16 protein-coding genes and 1 tRNA gene are annotated in these 15,472 nt (G+C 66.4%); 10 read left to right on the top strand and 7 right to left on the bottom strand.

The window, feature by feature from the left end; genetic code table 11:
* Positions 1–66: 66 nt before the first annotated feature.
* The 3 genes from RALTA_RS13195 to pilB form a co-directional block, all read right to left on the bottom strand.
* On the bottom strand, positions 67–990 hold the full coding sequence (locus RALTA_RS13195) for a prepilin peptidase (RefSeq protein ID WP_012353937.1): 924 nt from the start codon (positions 988–990) through the stop codon (positions 67–69).
* A gap of 3 nt (positions 991–993) precedes the next feature.
* Positions 994–2,265, bottom strand: a complete 1,272-nt coding sequence (locus RALTA_RS13190; RefSeq protein ID WP_012353936.1) for a type II secretion system F family protein — start codon at positions 2,263–2,265, stop codon at positions 994–996.
* 65 nt (positions 2,266–2,330) lie between these two features.
* The gene (pilB, locus tag RALTA_RS13185; protein ID WP_012353935.1) at positions 2,331–4,055 is read right to left on the bottom strand and encodes a type IV-A pilus assembly ATPase PilB; all 1,725 of its coding nucleotides are present in this window, start codon (positions 4,053–4,055) and stop codon (positions 2,331–2,333) included.
* Positions 4,056–4,376: 321 nt separating this feature from the next.
* On the opposite strand from pilB, the gene RALTA_RS13180 reads away from it, so the two are divergent.
* Both RALTA_RS13180 and RALTA_RS13175 read left to right on the top strand, forming a co-directional pair.
* Positions 4,377–4,715 carry a type II toxin-antitoxin system RelE/ParE family toxin gene (locus tag RALTA_RS13180; RefSeq protein WP_012353934.1) on the top strand — a complete coding sequence of 113 codons (339 nt, stop codon included), beginning with the start codon at positions 4,377–4,379 and terminating at the stop codon, positions 4,713–4,715.
* Positions 4,705–5,016 carry a helix-turn-helix domain-containing protein gene (locus RALTA_RS13175; RefSeq protein WP_012353933.1) on the top strand — a complete coding sequence of 104 codons (312 nt, stop codon included), beginning with the start codon at positions 4,705–4,707 and terminating at the stop codon, positions 5,014–5,016. The genes RALTA_RS13180 and RALTA_RS13175 overlap by 11 nt, the downstream gene beginning before the upstream one ends.
* A 61-nt stretch (positions 5,017–5,077) precedes the next feature.
* On the opposite strand, the gene RALTA_RS13170 is transcribed toward RALTA_RS13175, so the two are convergent.
* Both RALTA_RS13170 and ispB read right to left on the bottom strand, forming a co-directional pair.
* Positions 5,078–5,154 (bottom strand) — tRNA-Pro (locus tag RALTA_RS13170).
* 117 nt (positions 5,155–5,271) lie between these two features.
* The gene (gene ispB / locus RALTA_RS13165; RefSeq protein WP_050976459.1) at positions 5,272–6,201 is read right to left on the bottom strand and encodes an octaprenyl diphosphate synthase; all 930 of its coding nucleotides are present in this window, start codon (positions 6,199–6,201) and stop codon (positions 5,272–5,274) included.
* A gap of 475 nt (positions 6,202–6,676) precedes the next feature.
* Between ispB and rplU the strand changes: the two genes are divergently transcribed.
* The 4 genes from rplU to proB all read left to right on the top strand — a co-directional run bounded on the left by rplU (position 6,677) and on the right by proB (position 9,663).
* Positions 6,677–6,988: a 50S ribosomal protein L21 gene (gene rplU, locus RALTA_RS13160; protein ID WP_006576525.1), complete on the top strand. Its 312-nt coding sequence runs from the start codon at positions 6,677–6,679 to the stop codon at positions 6,986–6,988.
* A 39-nt stretch (positions 6,989–7,027) separates the two neighbouring features.
* A complete protein-coding gene (gene rpmA, locus RALTA_RS13155; RefSeq protein ID WP_012353931.1) occupies positions 7,028–7,288 on the top strand; it encodes a 50S ribosomal protein L27 in 261 nt (86 codons plus the stop codon).
* 111 nt (positions 7,289–7,399) lie between these two features.
* Complete coding sequence (gene obgE / locus RALTA_RS13150) at positions 7,400–8,497, top strand: GTPase ObgE (RefSeq protein ID WP_012353930.1); 1,098 nt, start codon at positions 7,400–7,402, stop codon at positions 8,495–8,497.
* Between the two features lie 47 nt (positions 8,498–8,544).
* Positions 8,545–9,663 carry a glutamate 5-kinase gene (gene proB, locus RALTA_RS13145; RefSeq protein ID WP_012353929.1) on the top strand — a complete coding sequence of 373 codons (1,119 nt, stop codon included), beginning with the start codon at positions 8,545–8,547 and terminating at the stop codon, positions 9,661–9,663.
* 68 nt (positions 9,664–9,731) lie between these two features.
* On the opposite strand, the gene RALTA_RS13140 is transcribed toward proB, so the two are convergent.
* Together RALTA_RS13140 and RALTA_RS13135 are read right to left on the bottom strand one after the other, a co-directional pair.
* A complete protein-coding gene (locus tag RALTA_RS13140; protein WP_012353928.1) occupies positions 9,732–10,313 on the bottom strand; it encodes a CNP1-like family protein in 582 nt (193 codons plus the stop codon).
* Positions 10,306–10,989, bottom strand: a complete 684-nt coding sequence (locus tag RALTA_RS13135) for an RNA pyrophosphohydrolase (RefSeq protein WP_012353927.1) — start codon at positions 10,987–10,989, stop codon at positions 10,306–10,308. The genes RALTA_RS13140 and RALTA_RS13135 overlap by 8 nt, the downstream gene beginning before the upstream one ends.
* 192 nt (positions 10,990–11,181) lie before the next feature.
* Here RALTA_RS13135 and RALTA_RS13130 point away from each other — a divergent pair, with 192 nt between their 5' ends.
* From RALTA_RS13130 to RALTA_RS13115, 4 genes are read left to right on the top strand one after another with little or no spacing between them, the layout of a single operon-like run.
* The gene (locus RALTA_RS13130; RefSeq protein ID WP_012353926.1) at positions 11,182–12,903 is read left to right on the top strand and encodes a proline--tRNA ligase; all 1,722 of its coding nucleotides are present in this window, start codon (positions 11,182–11,184) and stop codon (positions 12,901–12,903) included.
* A 5-nt stretch (positions 12,904–12,908) separates the two neighbouring features.
* Positions 12,909–13,667 carry a lytic transglycosylase domain-containing protein gene (locus RALTA_RS13125; protein ID WP_012353925.1) on the top strand — a complete coding sequence of 253 codons (759 nt, stop codon included), beginning with the start codon at positions 12,909–12,911 and terminating at the stop codon, positions 13,665–13,667.
* Positions 13,664–14,554 carry a 2OG-Fe(II) oxygenase gene (locus RALTA_RS13120; protein ID WP_012353924.1) on the top strand — a complete coding sequence of 297 codons (891 nt, stop codon included), beginning with the start codon at positions 13,664–13,666 and terminating at the stop codon, positions 14,552–14,554. Before RALTA_RS13125 ends, RALTA_RS13120 begins: the two co-directional genes overlap by 4 nt.
* Positions 14,551–15,384 (top strand): AraC family transcriptional regulator, encoded by an 834-nt coding sequence (locus tag RALTA_RS13115; protein WP_012353923.1) that lies wholly within the window; start codon positions 14,551–14,553, stop codon positions 15,382–15,384. Before RALTA_RS13120 ends, RALTA_RS13115 begins: the two co-directional genes overlap by 4 nt.
* Positions 15,385–15,472 lie beyond the last annotated feature (88 nt).

Genomic DNA, 15,472 nt, shown 5'->3' with positions numbered 1-15,472 from the left:
TTCTGTCAGACGTCGTTGCCGCAACGATACCAGCTTCGGCCGGGGTCCGATGAGGGCCGCGCGGCCTTACCAGGCAAACAGCGGCAGCACCCCGGGACCGAACAGCAGCACCACCACGCCGGCCAGGGCAATAAAGGGCCCGAACGGGAACGGCGTGTCTCGGTCCTGGCGGCGCAGCGCGATATTGGCCAGCCCGAACAGCACGCCGGCGACCGACGACAGCAGCACCAGCGCGGGCAGCGCCTGCCAGCCAAACCACGCCCCCAGTGCCGCCATCAGCTTGAAGTCGCCGAAGCCCATGCCCTCCTTGCCGCGCAGCAGCCGGAACAGCCAGTAGGCAATCCACAGCACCAGGTAGCCGGCGGCCGCGCCGATCACCGCGTCGGGCAGCGCCACGAACAGGCCGGCGACGTTCAGCAGCAGGCCGATCCACAGCAGCGGCAGCGTGATCTGGTCGGGCAGCAACTGCGTATCGGCATCGATCATGGTCAGCGCCAGCAGCCCCCACACCAGCACCAGCGCGGCCAGTGCCTGCGCGGTCGGGCCGAAGCGCCATGCCACCAGCGCGCTCAGCACACCGCAGGCCAGCTCCACCAGCGGATAGCGCACGCTGATCGGCGCCTTGCACGCGGAGCAGCGGCCGCGCAGGAACAGGTAGCTCAATACCGGCACGTTTTCCCACGGGGCGATGGCGTGGCCGCAGTGCGGGCAGGCAGAACGCGGCACCATCAGGTTGTAGCGGCCGGGGTAGGGCAGCGGGTCGCCGCGCAGCTCGGCAATGTAGTTGGCCTCGTCGCGCTCCATCATGCGCGGCACGCGGTGGATCACCACGTTGAGGAAGCTGCCGACCACCAGCCCCAGCAGCCCCGCTGCCGCCACCAGAAAGACTGGCGGCAGCGCCGCCAGCGCGTGCAGCAGCGGGGCGGTGCCGGTCGCGGTTCCGGTCGCGGCTCCGTTCGGATAGGGGGAAACGGACCACACAGGCTGCATCGCTTACACCACCTGTCCCAGCTTGAAGATCGGCAGGTACATCGCCACCACCATGCCGCCGATCAGCACGCCCAGCACCACGATGATCAGCGGCTCGATCAGGCTTGAGATGGCGGCAACGGCATCGTCGACCTCGCGCTCGTAGAACTCCGCCACCTTCAGCAGCATGTCGTCCAGCGCGCCGGATTCCTCGCCGATCTGCGTCATCTGCAGCACCATGTTGTCGAACACATGGGTCGCCTGCATGGCGTTGGTGAGGCTGGTGCCGATGCGCACCGATTGCTCGATCTCTCGGGTGGCGTCGTAGTAGACCCAGTTGCCGGCGGCGCCGGCCACGGACTCCATCGACTCGACCAGCGGCGTGCCGGCCGCGAACATCGTCGCCAGGGTGCGGGTCCAGCGAGCGATCACGGCCTTGCGGAACAGGCTGCCGAAGATCGGCAGCTTCAGCAGCGCGCGGTCGGTGGCGCGCTGCACCTTCTCGGATTTCTTCAGCGCGCGCAGGTAGAAGCTGATGCCGGCCACCGGCGCGCCGATCACCAGGTACCAGTACTGCACAAAGAAGTCCGAGATCGCGATCACCAGCAGCGTCGGCGCCGGCAGGTTGGCGCCGAAGCTGGAGAACACCCCCTTGAACGCCGGGATCACGAACAGCATCAGGATCACGGTGACGGCAAAGGCGACGGTCAGCACCGCGATCGGGTAGATCATCGCGGACTTGATCTGCCCCTTCAGCGCGATGGTCTTCTCCATGTAGAGCGACAGGCGCTCCAGCAGCGAGTCCAGGATACCGCCCTGTTCGCCGGCATCGATCAGGTTGCAGTACAGCGTGTCGAAGTACTTGGGGTGGCGGCGGAACGCCGCGGCCATGCTGCTGCCGGCCTCGATGTCGAAGCGGATGTCGGACAGCAGCTGGGTGAAGTTGGGGTTGACGTGCCCGCGCGCGATGATGTCGATCGACTGCAGCAGCGGGATGCCGGCCTTGAGCATGGTCGACAGCTGCCGGGTGAAGTAGGCGATGTCCTTCTCGGTGATCTTGCGCCCGCGCGCGGCCTTGCGCTTTTTCAGCCTGACGATGGTCAGGCCCTGCTTGCGCAGCGTGGCGGTGACCTCGGCCTGGTTTTCGGCGCGCAGTTCGCCGGTGAAGGTCTTGCCCTTGCGGTCCTTGCCTTCCCACTCGAAGATGTACTGGGTGGGGGCCTTGCGTCCCTTCCCTGATTTGGCCCGTGACGGTGCCCCCGTCCGGGCGCCCGCTGCTGGTGCGCGCGTCGCCATGGTATTGACCCCCGATGCAAATGACGCTTGTTGTGCGTCTTGTCTTTACGTTGTGTCGTACTTGCCTACGTGTTCGTGGTCGCCAGCACTTCTTCGAGTGACGTGACGCCCTGCCTGACCTTCAGCAGCCCCGCTTCGCGCAACGATAGCACGCCGTCCTTGCGCGCCTGTTCGGCAATCTGCAGCGCCGTGCCGTGCGCCAGGATGATTTCCTGCATGGCCTCGGTGATCGGCATCACCTGGTAGATGCCGCAGCGGCCCTTGTAGCCGCTGCCGTTGCAGCGCTCGCAGCCGACCGGATGGTAGGGCTGCCAGCTGCCGTCCAGGTCGTGCTCGCGGAAGCCCGCTTCCAGCAAGGCCTCACGCGGGATCTCGCCCTCGCGCTTGCAGGTGCACAGCCGTCGCGCCAGCCGCTGGGCGGTGATCATCAGCACGCTGGACGCAATATTGAAGGGGGCCACGCCCATGTTCATCAGGCGTGTCAGCGTGGTGGGCGCATCGTTGGTGTGCAGCGTCGACAACACCAGGTGACCGGTCTGCGCGGCCTTGATGGAAATGTCGGCGGTTTCCAGGTCGCGGATTTCGCCGACCATGATGATGTCCGGATCCTGGCGCAGGAACGACCGCAGCGCGGCGGCGAAGGTCAGCCCGGCCTTGTCGTTGACGTTGACCTGGTTGATCCCCGGCAACTGGATTTCGGCCGGGTCCTCGGCCGTGGAGATATTGATGTCGCCCTGGTTCAGCAGGTTCAGGAAGGTGTACAGCGACACGGTCTTGCCGCTGCCGGTGGGGCCGGTCACCAGCACCATGCCGTAGGGGCGCTTGATCACGTCCAGCAGCAGCGCCTTCTGCTCCGGCTCATAGCCGAGCTGGTCGATATCGAGCTTGTCGGACGAGGATTCCAGGATCCGCATCACGATCTTCTCGCCGAACAGCGTGGGCAGCGTCGAGACGCGGAAGTCCACCGCCTTCTCGACGGTTTCCTTGGCATCCTTGTCCTTGGGCAGCGCGATCAGCAGCTTCATGCGGCCGTCCTGCGGCACGCGCTTTTCAGAAATATCCAGCCGCGACAGCACCTTGATCCGGGTCGCGATCTTGTCGCGGATATCCAGCGGCGGGCGCGCAACCTCCTGCAGCACGCCATCGACGCGGAAGCGGATGCGGTAGAAGGTTTCGAACGGCTCGAAGTGCAGGTCCGAGGCGCCGCGATGGAAGGCCTCGGTCAGCAGCTTCTGCAGGAAGCGCACCACCGGGGCGTCGTCGATGTTGTCGGCCGTGGTGCGGTTGCGCGGGTTGGCGGCCGCGGCCACCGGATCGTATTCGATCATCTTGCGCTCGGCCTGCACCGGCGAGATGTTCTTGAGCGTGCCCAGCGCCTCGCCGGCGGCGCGCACATGCTTCATCAGCTTGTCGTGCTCGACCACCACCGCTTCGACCGGCAGCTTGTACTTGTCGCGGATCGCGTCCAGGCCGGCCTGGTTGGACGGGTCGGAAAGCGCCAGCACCAGGCGGTTCTCGCGCCGGCCCAGCGGCAGCAGCCGGTGGGCATGGAATTCCCGGTTGCCGGCCAGCGCCGGCGGCACCTTGGAGAGGTTGTACTGGGCCAGGTCCAGCAGCGGCAACTGGTACTTGTCCGCGGCGAACAGCGCCAGGTCGTGCGCGCTCATGGTGCCGCTGCCGACGATCTCGTCGATCAGCTGCGATTGCTTTTCACGCGCGGCCTGCTCCAGCTGAGCAAGCAGCGCGGGCGCGATACGCCGGCTCTGGGCCAGGGCAAGTCCGAGTGTCATGGCAGGTGCGCAGTGATTGGAGCAGTGTCCGCGGACAGGGCAGGACGAGACGAGCCCGCTTCTAGGGATCGGGGCAGTTTGCCGATGGGGTCACTTTTTGTAAAGGCGACGGCGGGACGTATTGGCGTTTGTGCGACACCGGCGCAACCGCTAATGCGCGGGGCCCCAGTCCCACGGGGCCGCGAACACCGCAGACGGCAATTTGAGAGTCGCCTCAATCCCAATGGGCCGCTGGCCCGCCATGCTTCTCGGCACGGTGGCTCGCCGGCGTCCGACGGAGCCTGATCTGTTATAGAATCAAAAATGAGTGTATAACATCGCATGAGGCGAAACTACAAGAAGCCTTTCGCACAGTTCGTCAAGAAAGCACACAAGCCCCTGCAACTGGCGATCGAAGACGAGGTTGAGGAGCTCTGTGCGGCGCCCGAGTTGGGGGAAGCGAAGATCGGGGACTTGGGTGGCATCCGGGTGCACAAATTCCGGTTCAACCGGCAGCAATACCTGATCGCCTACCGGGTACTGCCGCAGGAGTTCAACGCGAAAGGCGGGGCGCTTGAAGTGCTATGGATCGATTTCTACAAGGTGAGCTCGCATGAGAACTTCTATGACGAGCTCAAGAAATACCTGAAGGCAGAAAGGAATGGACACGATGACGGCTGAAGATCTGCTGCATGCCCTCGGCGAGTTGCCCCCGCGGGAGCGCGTCAGGTTCTTCACACTGATCGGGCAGCAGGCCTTTGGTGACGAAGATTTCTCGCACGAGGAAGTCTTCGGCCATCTGGCTGAGGACGATTTCACCGCGGCAGAGGCTGCCCAATACCTCGAAATCTCGATTGCCACCTTCCGCCGGCTGGTGCGCGATGGCAAGCTGGCTCCACGGGCGGAAGTCGGGCGCAGCCAGCTTTTCTCCGTGGCAGAGCTGAAGGCATTCAAACGACGGCGCAAAGCCATCAAGGGCTGAGAAGGAAGGGGTAGAAAGACAAAAAGCCGAACCAACTTTCGTTGATTCGGCTTTCTAAATCTGGTCGGGGTGAGAGGATTCGAACCTCCGGCCTCTACGTCCCGAACGTAGCGCTCTACCAGGCTAAGCTACACCCCGATTTGGTTTGCCGGCAGACGCTTTGGCGTCAGCAGCAAAGAACGTAAGTTTAGCAGCGTTTTTTTGGGAATGGAAGAGGGCGAAGGAAAACCGCCTTTCATCCCGCTGATCCCGGGCTCAGGACTGCCGCTGCAGGGAGAATGCGCAGAGCTGGATCAGGGTTTCCTTCAGCGCTGACGGCGGGAATTGCCGGGCCGCCTGCTCGGCGGCTTCGGCTTCGCGCCGCGCGGCTTCGAAGGTGACCTCGAGCGCGCCGCTGGCATGGATGGCGGCGAAGACCGCGTCGAAATGCTCGGTGCCGCCCTGCACGATCGCGTCGCGGGCCAGCTGGCGCTGCTCGGCCGTGCCGTGTTCCATCAGATGCAGCAGCGGCAGGGTGGGCTTGCCTTCGCGCAGGTCGTCGCCGGCATTCTTGCCCATCTGCTCGGCGCTGGCGGTGTAGTCCAGCATGTCGTCGATCAGCTGGAACGCAGTGCCGATGCGCCGGCCGTATTCGGCGGCGGCTTCTTCCATCTGCGCGTCGGCGCCGGACAGCACGGCGCCCAGCTGCGCGGCGGCCTCGAACAGCTTTGCGGTCTTGTAGCGGATCACCTGCAGGTAGCGCTCGACTGTGACGTCGGGATCGTGCATGTTCAGCAGCTGCAGCACTTCGCCCTCGGCGATCACGTTGGTCGCGTTCGACAGGATTTCCATGATGCGCATGCTGCCGGCATCGACCATCATCTGGAACGCGCGCGAATAGAGGAAGTCGCCCACCAGCACGCTGGCGGCATTGCCGAACACCGCGTTGGCGGTGTCGCGCCCGCGCCGCAGCTCGGACTCGTCCACGACATCGTCGTGCAGCAGGGTGGCGGTGTGGATGAATTCCACGACCGCGGCCAGCTCATGGTGACGGTTGCCGTCGTAGCCCAGCGCGCGCGCCGTCAGCAGCAGGATCACCGGGCGCAGGCGCTTGCCGCCGGCACCGATGATGTATTCGCCGATCTGCTCGATCAGCGGGACTTCGGAGGACAGCCGCTGGCGGATAACAGCATCGACCGCGCGCATGTCTGCAGCGACCGGGGCAAGCAAGGCAGTGGCGGAAGGCTGGGACAAGATGATCACCGTTACGCAAAACCGGACGATTATATGCGATGCACGCGGCGTTCTACGCATGCCCCGCATTCTTGCCTGGCACTGGCTAAGGGTATGCGCGCAGCGGCGCTGATGACCGGCGCCACTATAATGCGGGCATGGACAAGCCCATACCTCGCCGCCAACTGCGCCGCACCGCGTGGTGGGTGGCGTTTGCCGCACTGGCGGGGTTCCTCCTCGCCGACCTGACCTGACCGAGCCGCCGCCGATTGTGCGGGCTGCGCCGCTCACAGGCTATGTGCCTGTTTTCTTTGCAGTTTTCCCCGATCTCGTTTACAATTCCCGGTTTCCTCCGGTAGTCGCTCGCCTTGCGGGTCTTTGCCGGCGGGAGATAACCGGGCCGCATTGCGCGGTTTCGGCGTTTTATTCACATCCGAGAGGTTCGACAATGTACGCGGTCGTAAAAACCGGCGGCAAGCAATACAAGGTTGCTGCTGGCGAAAAACTGAAAGTAGAACAGATACCGGCAGACATTGGCGCAGAAATCACGCTCGACCAGGTGCTCGCAGTGGGCGCCGGCGACCAAATCAAGTTTGGTACGCCGCTGGTGAGCGGGGCTTCCGTCAAGGCTACCGTTATCTCCCAGGGTCGTCACGACAAGGTGAAGATCTTCAAGATGCGCCGTCGCAAGCACTACCAGAAGCGTCAGGGCCATCGTCAGAATTACACCGAACTGCGCATCGAAGCGATCGTTGCCTGATCGATCGAGCGTAATCCGGTAAAGCGACAGGAGTAAGACATGGCACAGAAAAAAGGCGGCGGTTCCACGCGGAACGGCCGTGATTCCGAATCGAAGCGTCTGGGCGTGAAGGTGTTTGGTGGCCAGGCCATCAACGCCGGCGGCATCATCGTCCGCCAGCGCGGTACCCGCGTGCATGCCGGCGACAACGTCGGCGTGGGCAAGGACCACACGCTGTTCGCCCTCATCGACGGCCACGTGCAGTTCGCCGTCAAGGGCCCTGCCAAGAAGCAGCAAGTCAGCGTCGTTCCGGCGGCCTGATAACAGCCTTTGCAGGACGAAAGGCCCCGCAACGCTTGCGGGGCCTTTTCTTTTCTGGCGAAGTAAACTACGCCAGCGCCCGATCTGCCGATCCACCACGGAAAACCCATCATGAAGTTCATCGACGAAGCCCGAATTGAAGCCATCGCCGGCAACGGCGGCAATGGCAGCGCCTCGTTCCGGCGCGAAAAGTTTGTGCCCTTCGGCGGCCCGGATGGTGGCGACGGCGGCCGGGGCGGCAGCGTGTTCGCCGTGGCGGACCGCAATATCAATACGCTGATCGACTTCCGCTACGCCAAGAAGCATGTGGCCAGGAACGGCGAGAACGGCCGCGGCTCCGACTGCTATGGCGCCGCCGGTGAAGACATCACCCTGCGCATGCCGGTGGGCACGCTGATCACCGACATGGACACCGGCGAAGTCATCGCCGACCTGACCGAGCACGGCCAGCGCGTGTGCCTGGCCGAAGGCGGCATGGGCGGCTGGGGCAACCTGCATTTCAAGTCCAGCACCAACCGCGCGCCGCGCCAGCAGGTCGATGGCAAGCCGGGCGAGCGCCGCATGCTCAAGCTGGAGCTGAAGGTGCTGGCCGATGTCGGCCTGCTGGGCATGCCCAACGCCGGCAAGTCGACCTTTATCTCGCATATCTCCAACGCGCGCCCGAAGGTGGCGGACTATCCGTTCACCACGCTGCACCCGAACCTGGGCGTGGTGCGCGTCGACCATGAGCAATCGTTCGTGGTCGCCGACATCCCCGGCCTGATCGAGGGCGCGGCCGAAGGCGCGGGCCTGGGCCACCAGTTCCTGCGCCACCTGCAGCGCACCGGGCTGCTGCTGCATATCGTCGACCTGGCGCCGTTCGACGAGGCGGTCGATCCGGTCGCCGAGGCCAGGGCCATCGTCAACGAGCTGAAGAAATACGACGAGACCCTGTATGAAAAGCCGCGCTGGCTGGTGCTGAACAAGCTAGACATGGTGCCCGAGGACGAGCGCGCGGCGAAGGTGAAGGACTTCCTCAAGCGCTACAAGTGGAAGGGCCCGGTGTTCCAGATCTCCGCGCTGACCGGCGAAGGCTGCCGCGAGCTGATCTACGCGATCAAGGACCACCTGCAGGCGATCAAGGCCGAAGAGGCCGCGGCGCTGGCAGAGCCGGACATCCGCCTGGACGACCGCCTGCATAACGTCGACCAGGACCAGCGCGAGGCATAAACAAGAATCAGCGGTTCCTAACGATCTCCGGAGACAGGATTTCCACCATGCAATCGGTCATCGCGCAGGCAAAGCGCATCGTCGTCAAAGTGGGCTCCAGCCTGGTCACCAACGACGGCAAGGGGCTGGACCACGACGCCATCGCCCGCTGGGCCGCCCAGATCGCAAGACTGCGCGTGGCCGGCAAGGAAGTGGTGCTGGTCAGTTCCGGCGCCATTGCCGAAGGCATGCAGCGGCTTGGCTGGGCGCGCCGCCCGAAGGAAATCCATGAGCTGCAGGCCGCCGCGGCGGTGGGCCAGATGGGGCTGGCGCAGGTCTATGAAAGCCAGTTCACCCGCTACGGCATCCGCACCGCGCAGGTGCTGCTGACCCACGCCGACCTGGCCGACCGCGAGCGCTACCTGAACGCCCGCTCCACACTGCTGACGCTGCTGTCGCTGGGCGTGGTGCCGATCATCAACGAGAACGACACCGTGGTCACCGACGAAATCAAGTTCGGCGACAACGACACGCTGGGCGCGCTGGTCACCAACCTGATCGAAGGCGACGCGCTGGTGATCCTGACCGACCAGCGCGGCCTGTACACCGCCGATCCGCGCAAGGACCCGGCCGCGCAGTTCGTCGACGAGGCCCTGGCCGGCACGCCCGAGCTGGAAGCCATGGCCGGCGGCGCCGGCACGTCGATCGGCCGCGGCGGCATGCTGACCAAGATCCTGGCGGCCAAGCGCGCGGCCAAGTCCGGCGCGCATACCACCATCGCCTCGGGCCGCGAGGCCAACGTGCTGGAGCGCCTGGCCGCCGGCGAGGCGATCGGCACCCAGCTGCTGGCGCCGACCGGCCGGCTGACCGCGCGCAAGCAGTGGATGGCCGACCACCTGCAGCTGCGCGGCCGCGTCGTGATCGACGGCGGCGCGGTCGAGAAGCTGACCAGCGGCGGCAAGTCGCTGCTGCCGATCGGCGTGGTCGAAGTGCAGGGCGAATTCGCCCGCGGCGAAGTGATCGCCTGTGTCGATGCGCAAGGCAAGGAGGTGGCGCGCGGCATCACCAACTATTCCAGCGCCGAGTCGCGGCTGATCGCGCGCAAGCCGTCGTCCGAGATCGAATCGGTGCTCGGGCACCTGAACGAGCCCGAACTGATCCATCGCGACAACCTGGTGCTGGTCTGAGCGATGGAAAGAAAAACGGCGGGACTGCCTGGCGGTCCCGCCGTTTTTTTATGCCTGCACCGGTTGCGTCAGCGCTTGTGCGGCGCGCGCGATTGCAGCTCGAGCACCATGTCCGCGGGCTTGCCGGCCACGGTGCGGCCTTCGCAGAAGAAATCGATCGCCAGCGTGGCGGCGTAGGCGTTGCGCACCCCGGTCTGCATGCGGTGCCAGGTCTCGCCGTAGTCGCTGCTGTTGGGCACCCACTCGGTGGCGCCCGGGGGCAGGGTTGCATACAGCTTGCGCTCGAACGCGTCGCAGCGCATGCCTTCGAAGGTCACGTTGCGCGCGCCGCTCTGGCTGGTGGTGACCACGGTATAGCGCACCACGTTGTCCTTGCCCACCGAGATCGACTTGCTGTCCACCGCGAACGACAGCGTGCCGGTGCCCGACACCGAGAACGGGATCAGGTTGGCCTCCTGCGGCAATGGCGGCAGCATGGCCTTGGCTTCCTCGAAGGTCTTGGGCGCGAACGGGTTGTTCCAGGTGCTCTCTTCCTCCGCCATCTCCTTGCCGGTGGTCTTGCAGCCGGCCAGGGCCAGGCTGGCCGCGGCAAGCAGCAATCCGGCCGCGCTCAGGCCGCCGCGGCGGCCCACGCCGGTCAAACTAGTCATCAGTGCTCCGTGTAGTGGATACCGGCGTCGCCGGCGAAACGTAGTCGGCCGCGCCCGGGACCTCGGCATTGCCATCGGCATCGGCCTGCTGCGCCGCCTGGGCGCGGCTCAGTGCCTGGCCGCGCGGGCCGCCGTGGCGCCCGTGCACGCCGTGGGCACCATGGGCGCCATGCGTGCCATACGGGCTGAGCGGCACGCGCGGATGCCGGTTCAGGAAGCGTGACAGTTCCGTCAGCGCCATCTGGTAGACATCGCGCTTGAATTCGATCACGGCCTCGAGCGGCACCCAGTAATGGCTCCAGCGCCAGGCATCGAACTCCGGGTGCTCGGTGGCGCGCAGGTGGATGTCGCAGTCCCTGCCGGCCATGCGCAGCAGGAACCAGATTTGTTTCTGGCCCTTGTAGTGGCCGCGGATCTCGCGGCGGATGAACTTGTCCGGCACCTCGTAACGCAGCCAGTCGCGCGTGCGACCGACAATCCTGACGTGCTCCGGAAGCAGGCCGATTTCCTCATGCAGTTCGCGGTACATGGCCTGTTCCGGCGTTTCGCCGTACTTGATGCCGCCTTGCGGGAACTGCCAGGAGTGTTCGCCGATTCGCTTGCCCCAGAAAACCTCGTTTCTTGCGTTGAGGAGGATGATGCCGACGTTCGGGCGAAAGCCTTCACGATCGAGCATGACTGCACCTCGAATCCTTTAGAATTACGCTGATTATAAAGGAAGCGCGCAGCCTGGCCCGGACCGGGGGATGGTGGTTTTCCCCGAGCGGAAGGGCAGTTTCAGGCGCGTGCGCATAAATCAGCGCCGCCGGCCCCCCGGATTGTGCCGGGACGGATTTTTCCACCTTGGCGGCCCAGAGAGAAATTACGGATGAAAGCCTCGCAATTCTTCATTTCCACCCTCAAGGAAGCGCCCGCCGACGCGGAAATCGTTTCGCACAAGCTGATGATGCGCGCCGGCATGATCAAGAAGCTGGGTGCCGGCATCTACAACTACATGCCGATCGGGCTGCGCGTAATCCGCAAGGTGGAGAACATCGTCCGCGAGGAAATGAACCGGGCCGGTGCGGTGGAACTGTCGATGCCGGTGATCCAGCCGGCCGAGCTGTGGCAGGAAACCGGCCGCTGGGACAAGATGGGCCCCGAGCTGCTGCGCCTGAAGGACCGCCATGAGCGCGACTTCGCGGTGCAGCCCACCTCCGAAGAAGTGGTGACCGATATCGCCCGCTCGGAAATCCGCAGCTACAAGCAGCTGCCGGTCAATTTCTACCAGATCCAGACCAAGTTCCGCGACGAGCGCCGGCCGCGCTTCGGCATCATGCGCGGTCGCGAGTTCACCATGAAGGACGCTTATTCCTTCGACCGCGACACCGACGGCCTGCGCAAATCGTACGAGAACATGTACGACGCCTACGTGCGCATCTTCCGCCGCTTCGGGCTGGAATTCCGCGCCGTGGCCGCCGACAACGGCGCCATCGGCGGCTCGGGCTCGCATGAGTTCCACGTCATCGCAGAAACCGGCGAAGACGCCATCGTCTACTGCCCGACCTCGGCCTACGCCGCCAACATGGAGGCCGCCGAGGCGCTGCCGCTGGTGGCCGAGCGCGCCGCGCCCACGCAAGACCTGGTCAAGACCTTCACCCCGGAGAAGGTCAAGTGCGAGCAGGTCGCCGAATTCCTGAACATCCCGCTGGAAACCAACGTCAAGTCGATCGTGCTGGCCACGGACAGCGACGCCGGGCCCCAGATCTGGCTGCTGCTGATCCGCGCCGACCACGAGCTGAACGAGGTCAAGGCCTCCAAGGTGCCGGGACTGGCCGAGTTCCGCTTCGCCACCGAAAACGAGATCGTCGAAGCCTTCGGCTCGCCGCCCGGCTACCTGGGCCCGATCGACATGAAGAAGCCGGTCAAGGTGGTGGCCGACCGCACGGTCGCCAACATGAGCGATTTTGTCTGCGGCGCCAACTACCGCGACTACCACTACACCGGCGTCAACTGGGGCCGCGACCTGCCCGAGCCGATCGTGGCCGACCTGCGCAACGTGGTGGCGGGCGACGCCTCGCCGGACGGCCAGGGCACGCTGGAGATCTGCCGCGGCATCGAGGTGGGCCACGTGTTCATGCTGGGCACGCGCTACTCGGAATCGATGAACGCCACCTTCCTCGACGAGAACGGCAAGACCCAGCCGATGCAGATGGGTTGCTATGGCATCGGCATCACCCGCATCCTGGGCGCGGCGATCGAGCAGAACTTCGACGAGCGCGGCATCATCTGGCCGGCCGCGATCGCCCCGTTCGCGGTGGTGATCTGCCCGGTGGGCTATGACCGCTCCGAGGCCGTCAAGGCCGAGGCCGACCGCATCCACGCCGAGCTGCTGGCGGCCGGCGTCGACGTGATCCTCGACGACCGCGGCGAGCGCCCGGGCGTGATGTTCGCCGACTGGGAACTGATCGGCGTGCCGCACCGCGTGGTGGTGGGCGACCGCGGCCTGAAGGAAGGCAAGGTCGAGTACCAGGGCCGGCGCGACGCGCAGGCCACCGCCGTCAGCGTGGCCGAAGTGGTCGGCCACGTGCGCAGCCTGCTGGCGAACTGAGCCCCATGCGCGCCCTCCGCGGCCCGACTGCCGCCGCCGCGGCCCGCCGCCTGGCGGGCGCGCTGCTGGTCTCGCTGCTGGCCCTGGTTGCCACGGGGGCGCATGCCGGCGCGCAGAAGGAAGAAGACCTGGCCGACTCCGTGCGCGGCGCGCTGGCCGCGGCCATTGCCGACGACCGGCCGCTGCGGCCGGTGTTCGCCTCCGGCGGCGAGCGCCTGGCCTACCTGAAGTGGCTGGGCGAGATGTCGGCGCGGCTGGCCGCGCGCATTCCCGAGCCGCAGGTGCGGGTCGAGCTGATCGAGGTGGCCTACTACGAAGCCAAGCGCGCCGGCCTGGAGCCCGCTCTGGTGCTGGGCCTGATCCAGGTCGAAAGCAACTTCCGCAAGTACGCCATCAGTTCGGCCGGCGCGCGCGGGTTGATGCAGGTGATGCCGTTCTGGGTACGAACCATCGGCGACAGCGATGCACGCAAGCTGTTCCACCTGCAGAGCAACCTGCGCTACGGCTGCACCATCCTGCGCTATTACCTGGACCGCGAGCAGGGCGACCTGTACCTGGCGCTGGGCCGCTACAACGGCAGCCGCGGCCGCCCGGAATACCCCAACGCAGTGCTGGCGGCGTGGAAGCGCTGGCAGTATTCCGAAGCCACCGTCACCGTGGCCGGCGATGCCGAGATCGCGCCGTCGCGCCCGCGCGCGCCGGTGGCCGAGCCGCCGGCCCGCAACCCGTTCTCGTCGCAGCGCGTCGCAGCCAATCCGTCATGATCCGCGAAGCATCCGTTGCCGGCGGCAAGACCGGCTACACCGAATCCTCGCCCGAACTCGAACAATGGCTGGCCCGGCATATCGCCCAGGGCTTCACCGCCGATGCGCTGGTGCTGTCGATGCTGCGCTCGGGCTACGACGATGCCTTCGCGCGCCGTGCCGTGGCCGCGGCGTTTGCCCAGGACTCCGCCGGCGCCGCGCCGGCACAGCCGGCGCAGGCTGAAACCGCGATGGCCGGCGCACCCACCGTCTACGCCGCCGATGGCGGCGACCGCCGGGTGCCCATCCTGTTCCGGCTGGCGTCGCCGCAGGTGCAGCTGTTCCAGCAGCTGCTGAGCGACGACGAGTGCGACGCGCTGGTGGCGCTGTCGCGCGGCCGGCTGGCGCGCTCGCCGGTGGTCAATCCCGACACCGGCGACGAGAACCTGATCGATGCCCGCACCAGCATGGGGGCGATGTTCCAGGTGGCCGAGCACGCCCTGATCGCGCGCATCGAGGCCCGCATCGCCGCGGTCACCGGGGTGCCGGCCGACCACGGCGAAGGGCTGCAGATCCTCAACTACAAGCCGGGCGGCGAGTACCAGCCGCACTTCGACTACTTCAACCCGCAGCGCCCCGGCGAAGCGCGGCAGCTGTCCGTCGGCGGCCAGCGCATCGCCACCCTGGTGATCTACCTGAACACGCCCGAGGCGGGCGGCGCCACCGCGTTCCCGCGCGTCGGCCTGGAGGTGGCGCCGGTCAAGGGCAACGCGGTCTACTTCAGCTACCTGCTGCCCGACGGCACGCTGGACGACCGCACCCTGCACGCCGGCCTGCCAGTGGCCGCCGGCGAAAAGTGGATCGCCACCAAATGGCTGCGCGAACGGCCGTACCGCAGCGCGGCGTGAGCCGCCCCGCGGCCGCACCGGCCGCCAGCTGCTGGTGGGCGGATCCCGCTCTGCCGTTCGCAGAAAGCCGGCGAGCCACCCAGAGCAGCGCCAGCTACCTGCCGCATACCCATGCCACCCTGTCGGTCGGCGCCGTGGACAGCGGCGCCAGCCGCTTTGCCTGCGGCGAGGACACCGCCGTGCTCGGGCCGGGCGCGGTGGTGGTGATCCCGGCGCACCAGGTCCATGCCTGCAACCCGGTGCCCGACGGGCGCTGGAGCTACCAGATGCTGCATTTCGACCCCGCCTGGGTGGCGGGCGTGCTGGAGGAGGACAGCGCCGCAGGGGCTGCCTGGCTGCCCGCACGCGTGATGGCGTCCGCGCACGTCTACCGGCTGGTCTGCGCGCTGAACCGCACGCTGTTCTCGCCCGCCGACAGCGTCGAGAAAGAGGCCGCGCTGGTGGCCTTCGTCGGCGACCTGCATGCCGCCATCGACACGGGCGCAGTCACCCGTACACTGCCGGTGCCCGCTGCCGTCTCCGCCCGCGTGGCGAAGTTGTGCAAACTGCTGCGCGAGCGCCATGCCGAGCGTCTGCCGCTGGCCGAGCTGGCGCGCGCCTGCGGCCTGAGCCGCTACCATCTGGTCCGCGCCTTCCGCGCCGAAACCGGCATGACGCCGCACGCCTACCAGCTCGACCTGCGCATCCAGCATGGGCGCCGCCTGCTGCGGCAAGGTGCGGCGCTGGCCGAGGTCGCCCTGGCGCTGGGCTTTGCCGACCAGAGCCACTTCCAGCGCGCCTTCAAGCAGCGCGTGGCCATGACACCGCGCCGATACCAGCGCGCCGCCTGAGGCGCCGGTCCTGGCGCCACACCGCAACTTTCTTCAAGACCTGCCCCTGCCGCGCGCACGACACTGCGGACTCTTCACGGAGGGTCGG

Origin of the sequence: Cupriavidus taiwanensis LMG 19424, assembly GCF_000069785.1 — a bacterium.
In the GTDB taxonomy this organism is placed as follows: Bacteria; Pseudomonadota; Gammaproteobacteria; order Burkholderiales; family Burkholderiaceae; genus Cupriavidus; species Cupriavidus taiwanensis.
Note: the sequence above shows the minus strand (reverse complement) of the source record. Positions and strands in the feature narration are given on the sequence as shown.

What these genes read in the sequence shown, in the direction of transcription:
- RALTA_RS13195 (WP_012353937.1), bottom strand. Translation starts at nt 990, where the DNA reads ATGCAGCCTGTGTGGTCCGTTTCCCCCTATCCGAACGGAGCCGCGACC.
- RALTA_RS13190 (WP_012353936.1), bottom strand. Translation starts at nt 2,265, where the DNA reads ATGGCGACGCGCGCACCAGCAGCGGGCGCCCGGACGGGGGCACCGTCA.
- pilB (WP_012353935.1), bottom strand. Translation starts at nt 4,055, where the DNA reads ATGACACTCGGACTTGCCCTGGCCCAGAGCCGGCGTATCGCGCCCGCG.
- RALTA_RS13180 (WP_012353934.1), top strand. Translation starts at nt 4,377, where the DNA reads ATGAGGCGAAACTACAAGAAGCCTTTCGCACAGTTCGTCAAGAAAGCA.
- RALTA_RS13175 (WP_012353933.1), top strand. Translation starts at nt 4,705, where the DNA reads ATGACGGCTGAAGATCTGCTGCATGCCCTCGGCGAGTTGCCCCCGCGG.
- ispB (WP_050976459.1), bottom strand. Translation starts at nt 6,201, where the DNA reads ATGCGCGCGGTCGATGCTGTTATCCGCCAGCGGCTGTCCTCCGAAGTC.
- rplU (WP_006576525.1), top strand. Translation starts at nt 6,677, where the DNA reads ATGTACGCGGTCGTAAAAACCGGCGGCAAGCAATACAAGGTTGCTGCT.
- rpmA (WP_012353931.1), top strand. Translation starts at nt 7,028, where the DNA reads ATGGCACAGAAAAAAGGCGGCGGTTCCACGCGGAACGGCCGTGATTCC.
- obgE (WP_012353930.1), top strand. Translation starts at nt 7,400, where the DNA reads ATGAAGTTCATCGACGAAGCCCGAATTGAAGCCATCGCCGGCAACGGC.
- proB (WP_012353929.1), top strand. Translation starts at nt 8,545, where the DNA reads ATGCAATCGGTCATCGCGCAGGCAAAGCGCATCGTCGTCAAAGTGGGC.
- RALTA_RS13140 (WP_012353928.1), bottom strand. Translation starts at nt 10,313, where the DNA reads ATGACTAGTTTGACCGGCGTGGGCCGCCGCGGCGGCCTGAGCGCGGCC.
- RALTA_RS13135 (WP_012353927.1), bottom strand. Translation starts at nt 10,989, where the DNA reads ATGCTCGATCGTGAAGGCTTTCGCCCGAACGTCGGCATCATCCTCCTC.
- RALTA_RS13130 (WP_012353926.1), top strand. Translation starts at nt 11,182, where the DNA reads ATGAAAGCCTCGCAATTCTTCATTTCCACCCTCAAGGAAGCGCCCGCC.
- RALTA_RS13125 (WP_012353925.1), top strand. Translation starts at nt 12,909, where the DNA reads ATGCGCGCCCTCCGCGGCCCGACTGCCGCCGCCGCGGCCCGCCGCCTG.
- RALTA_RS13120 (WP_012353924.1), top strand. Translation starts at nt 13,664, where the DNA reads ATGATCCGCGAAGCATCCGTTGCCGGCGGCAAGACCGGCTACACCGAA.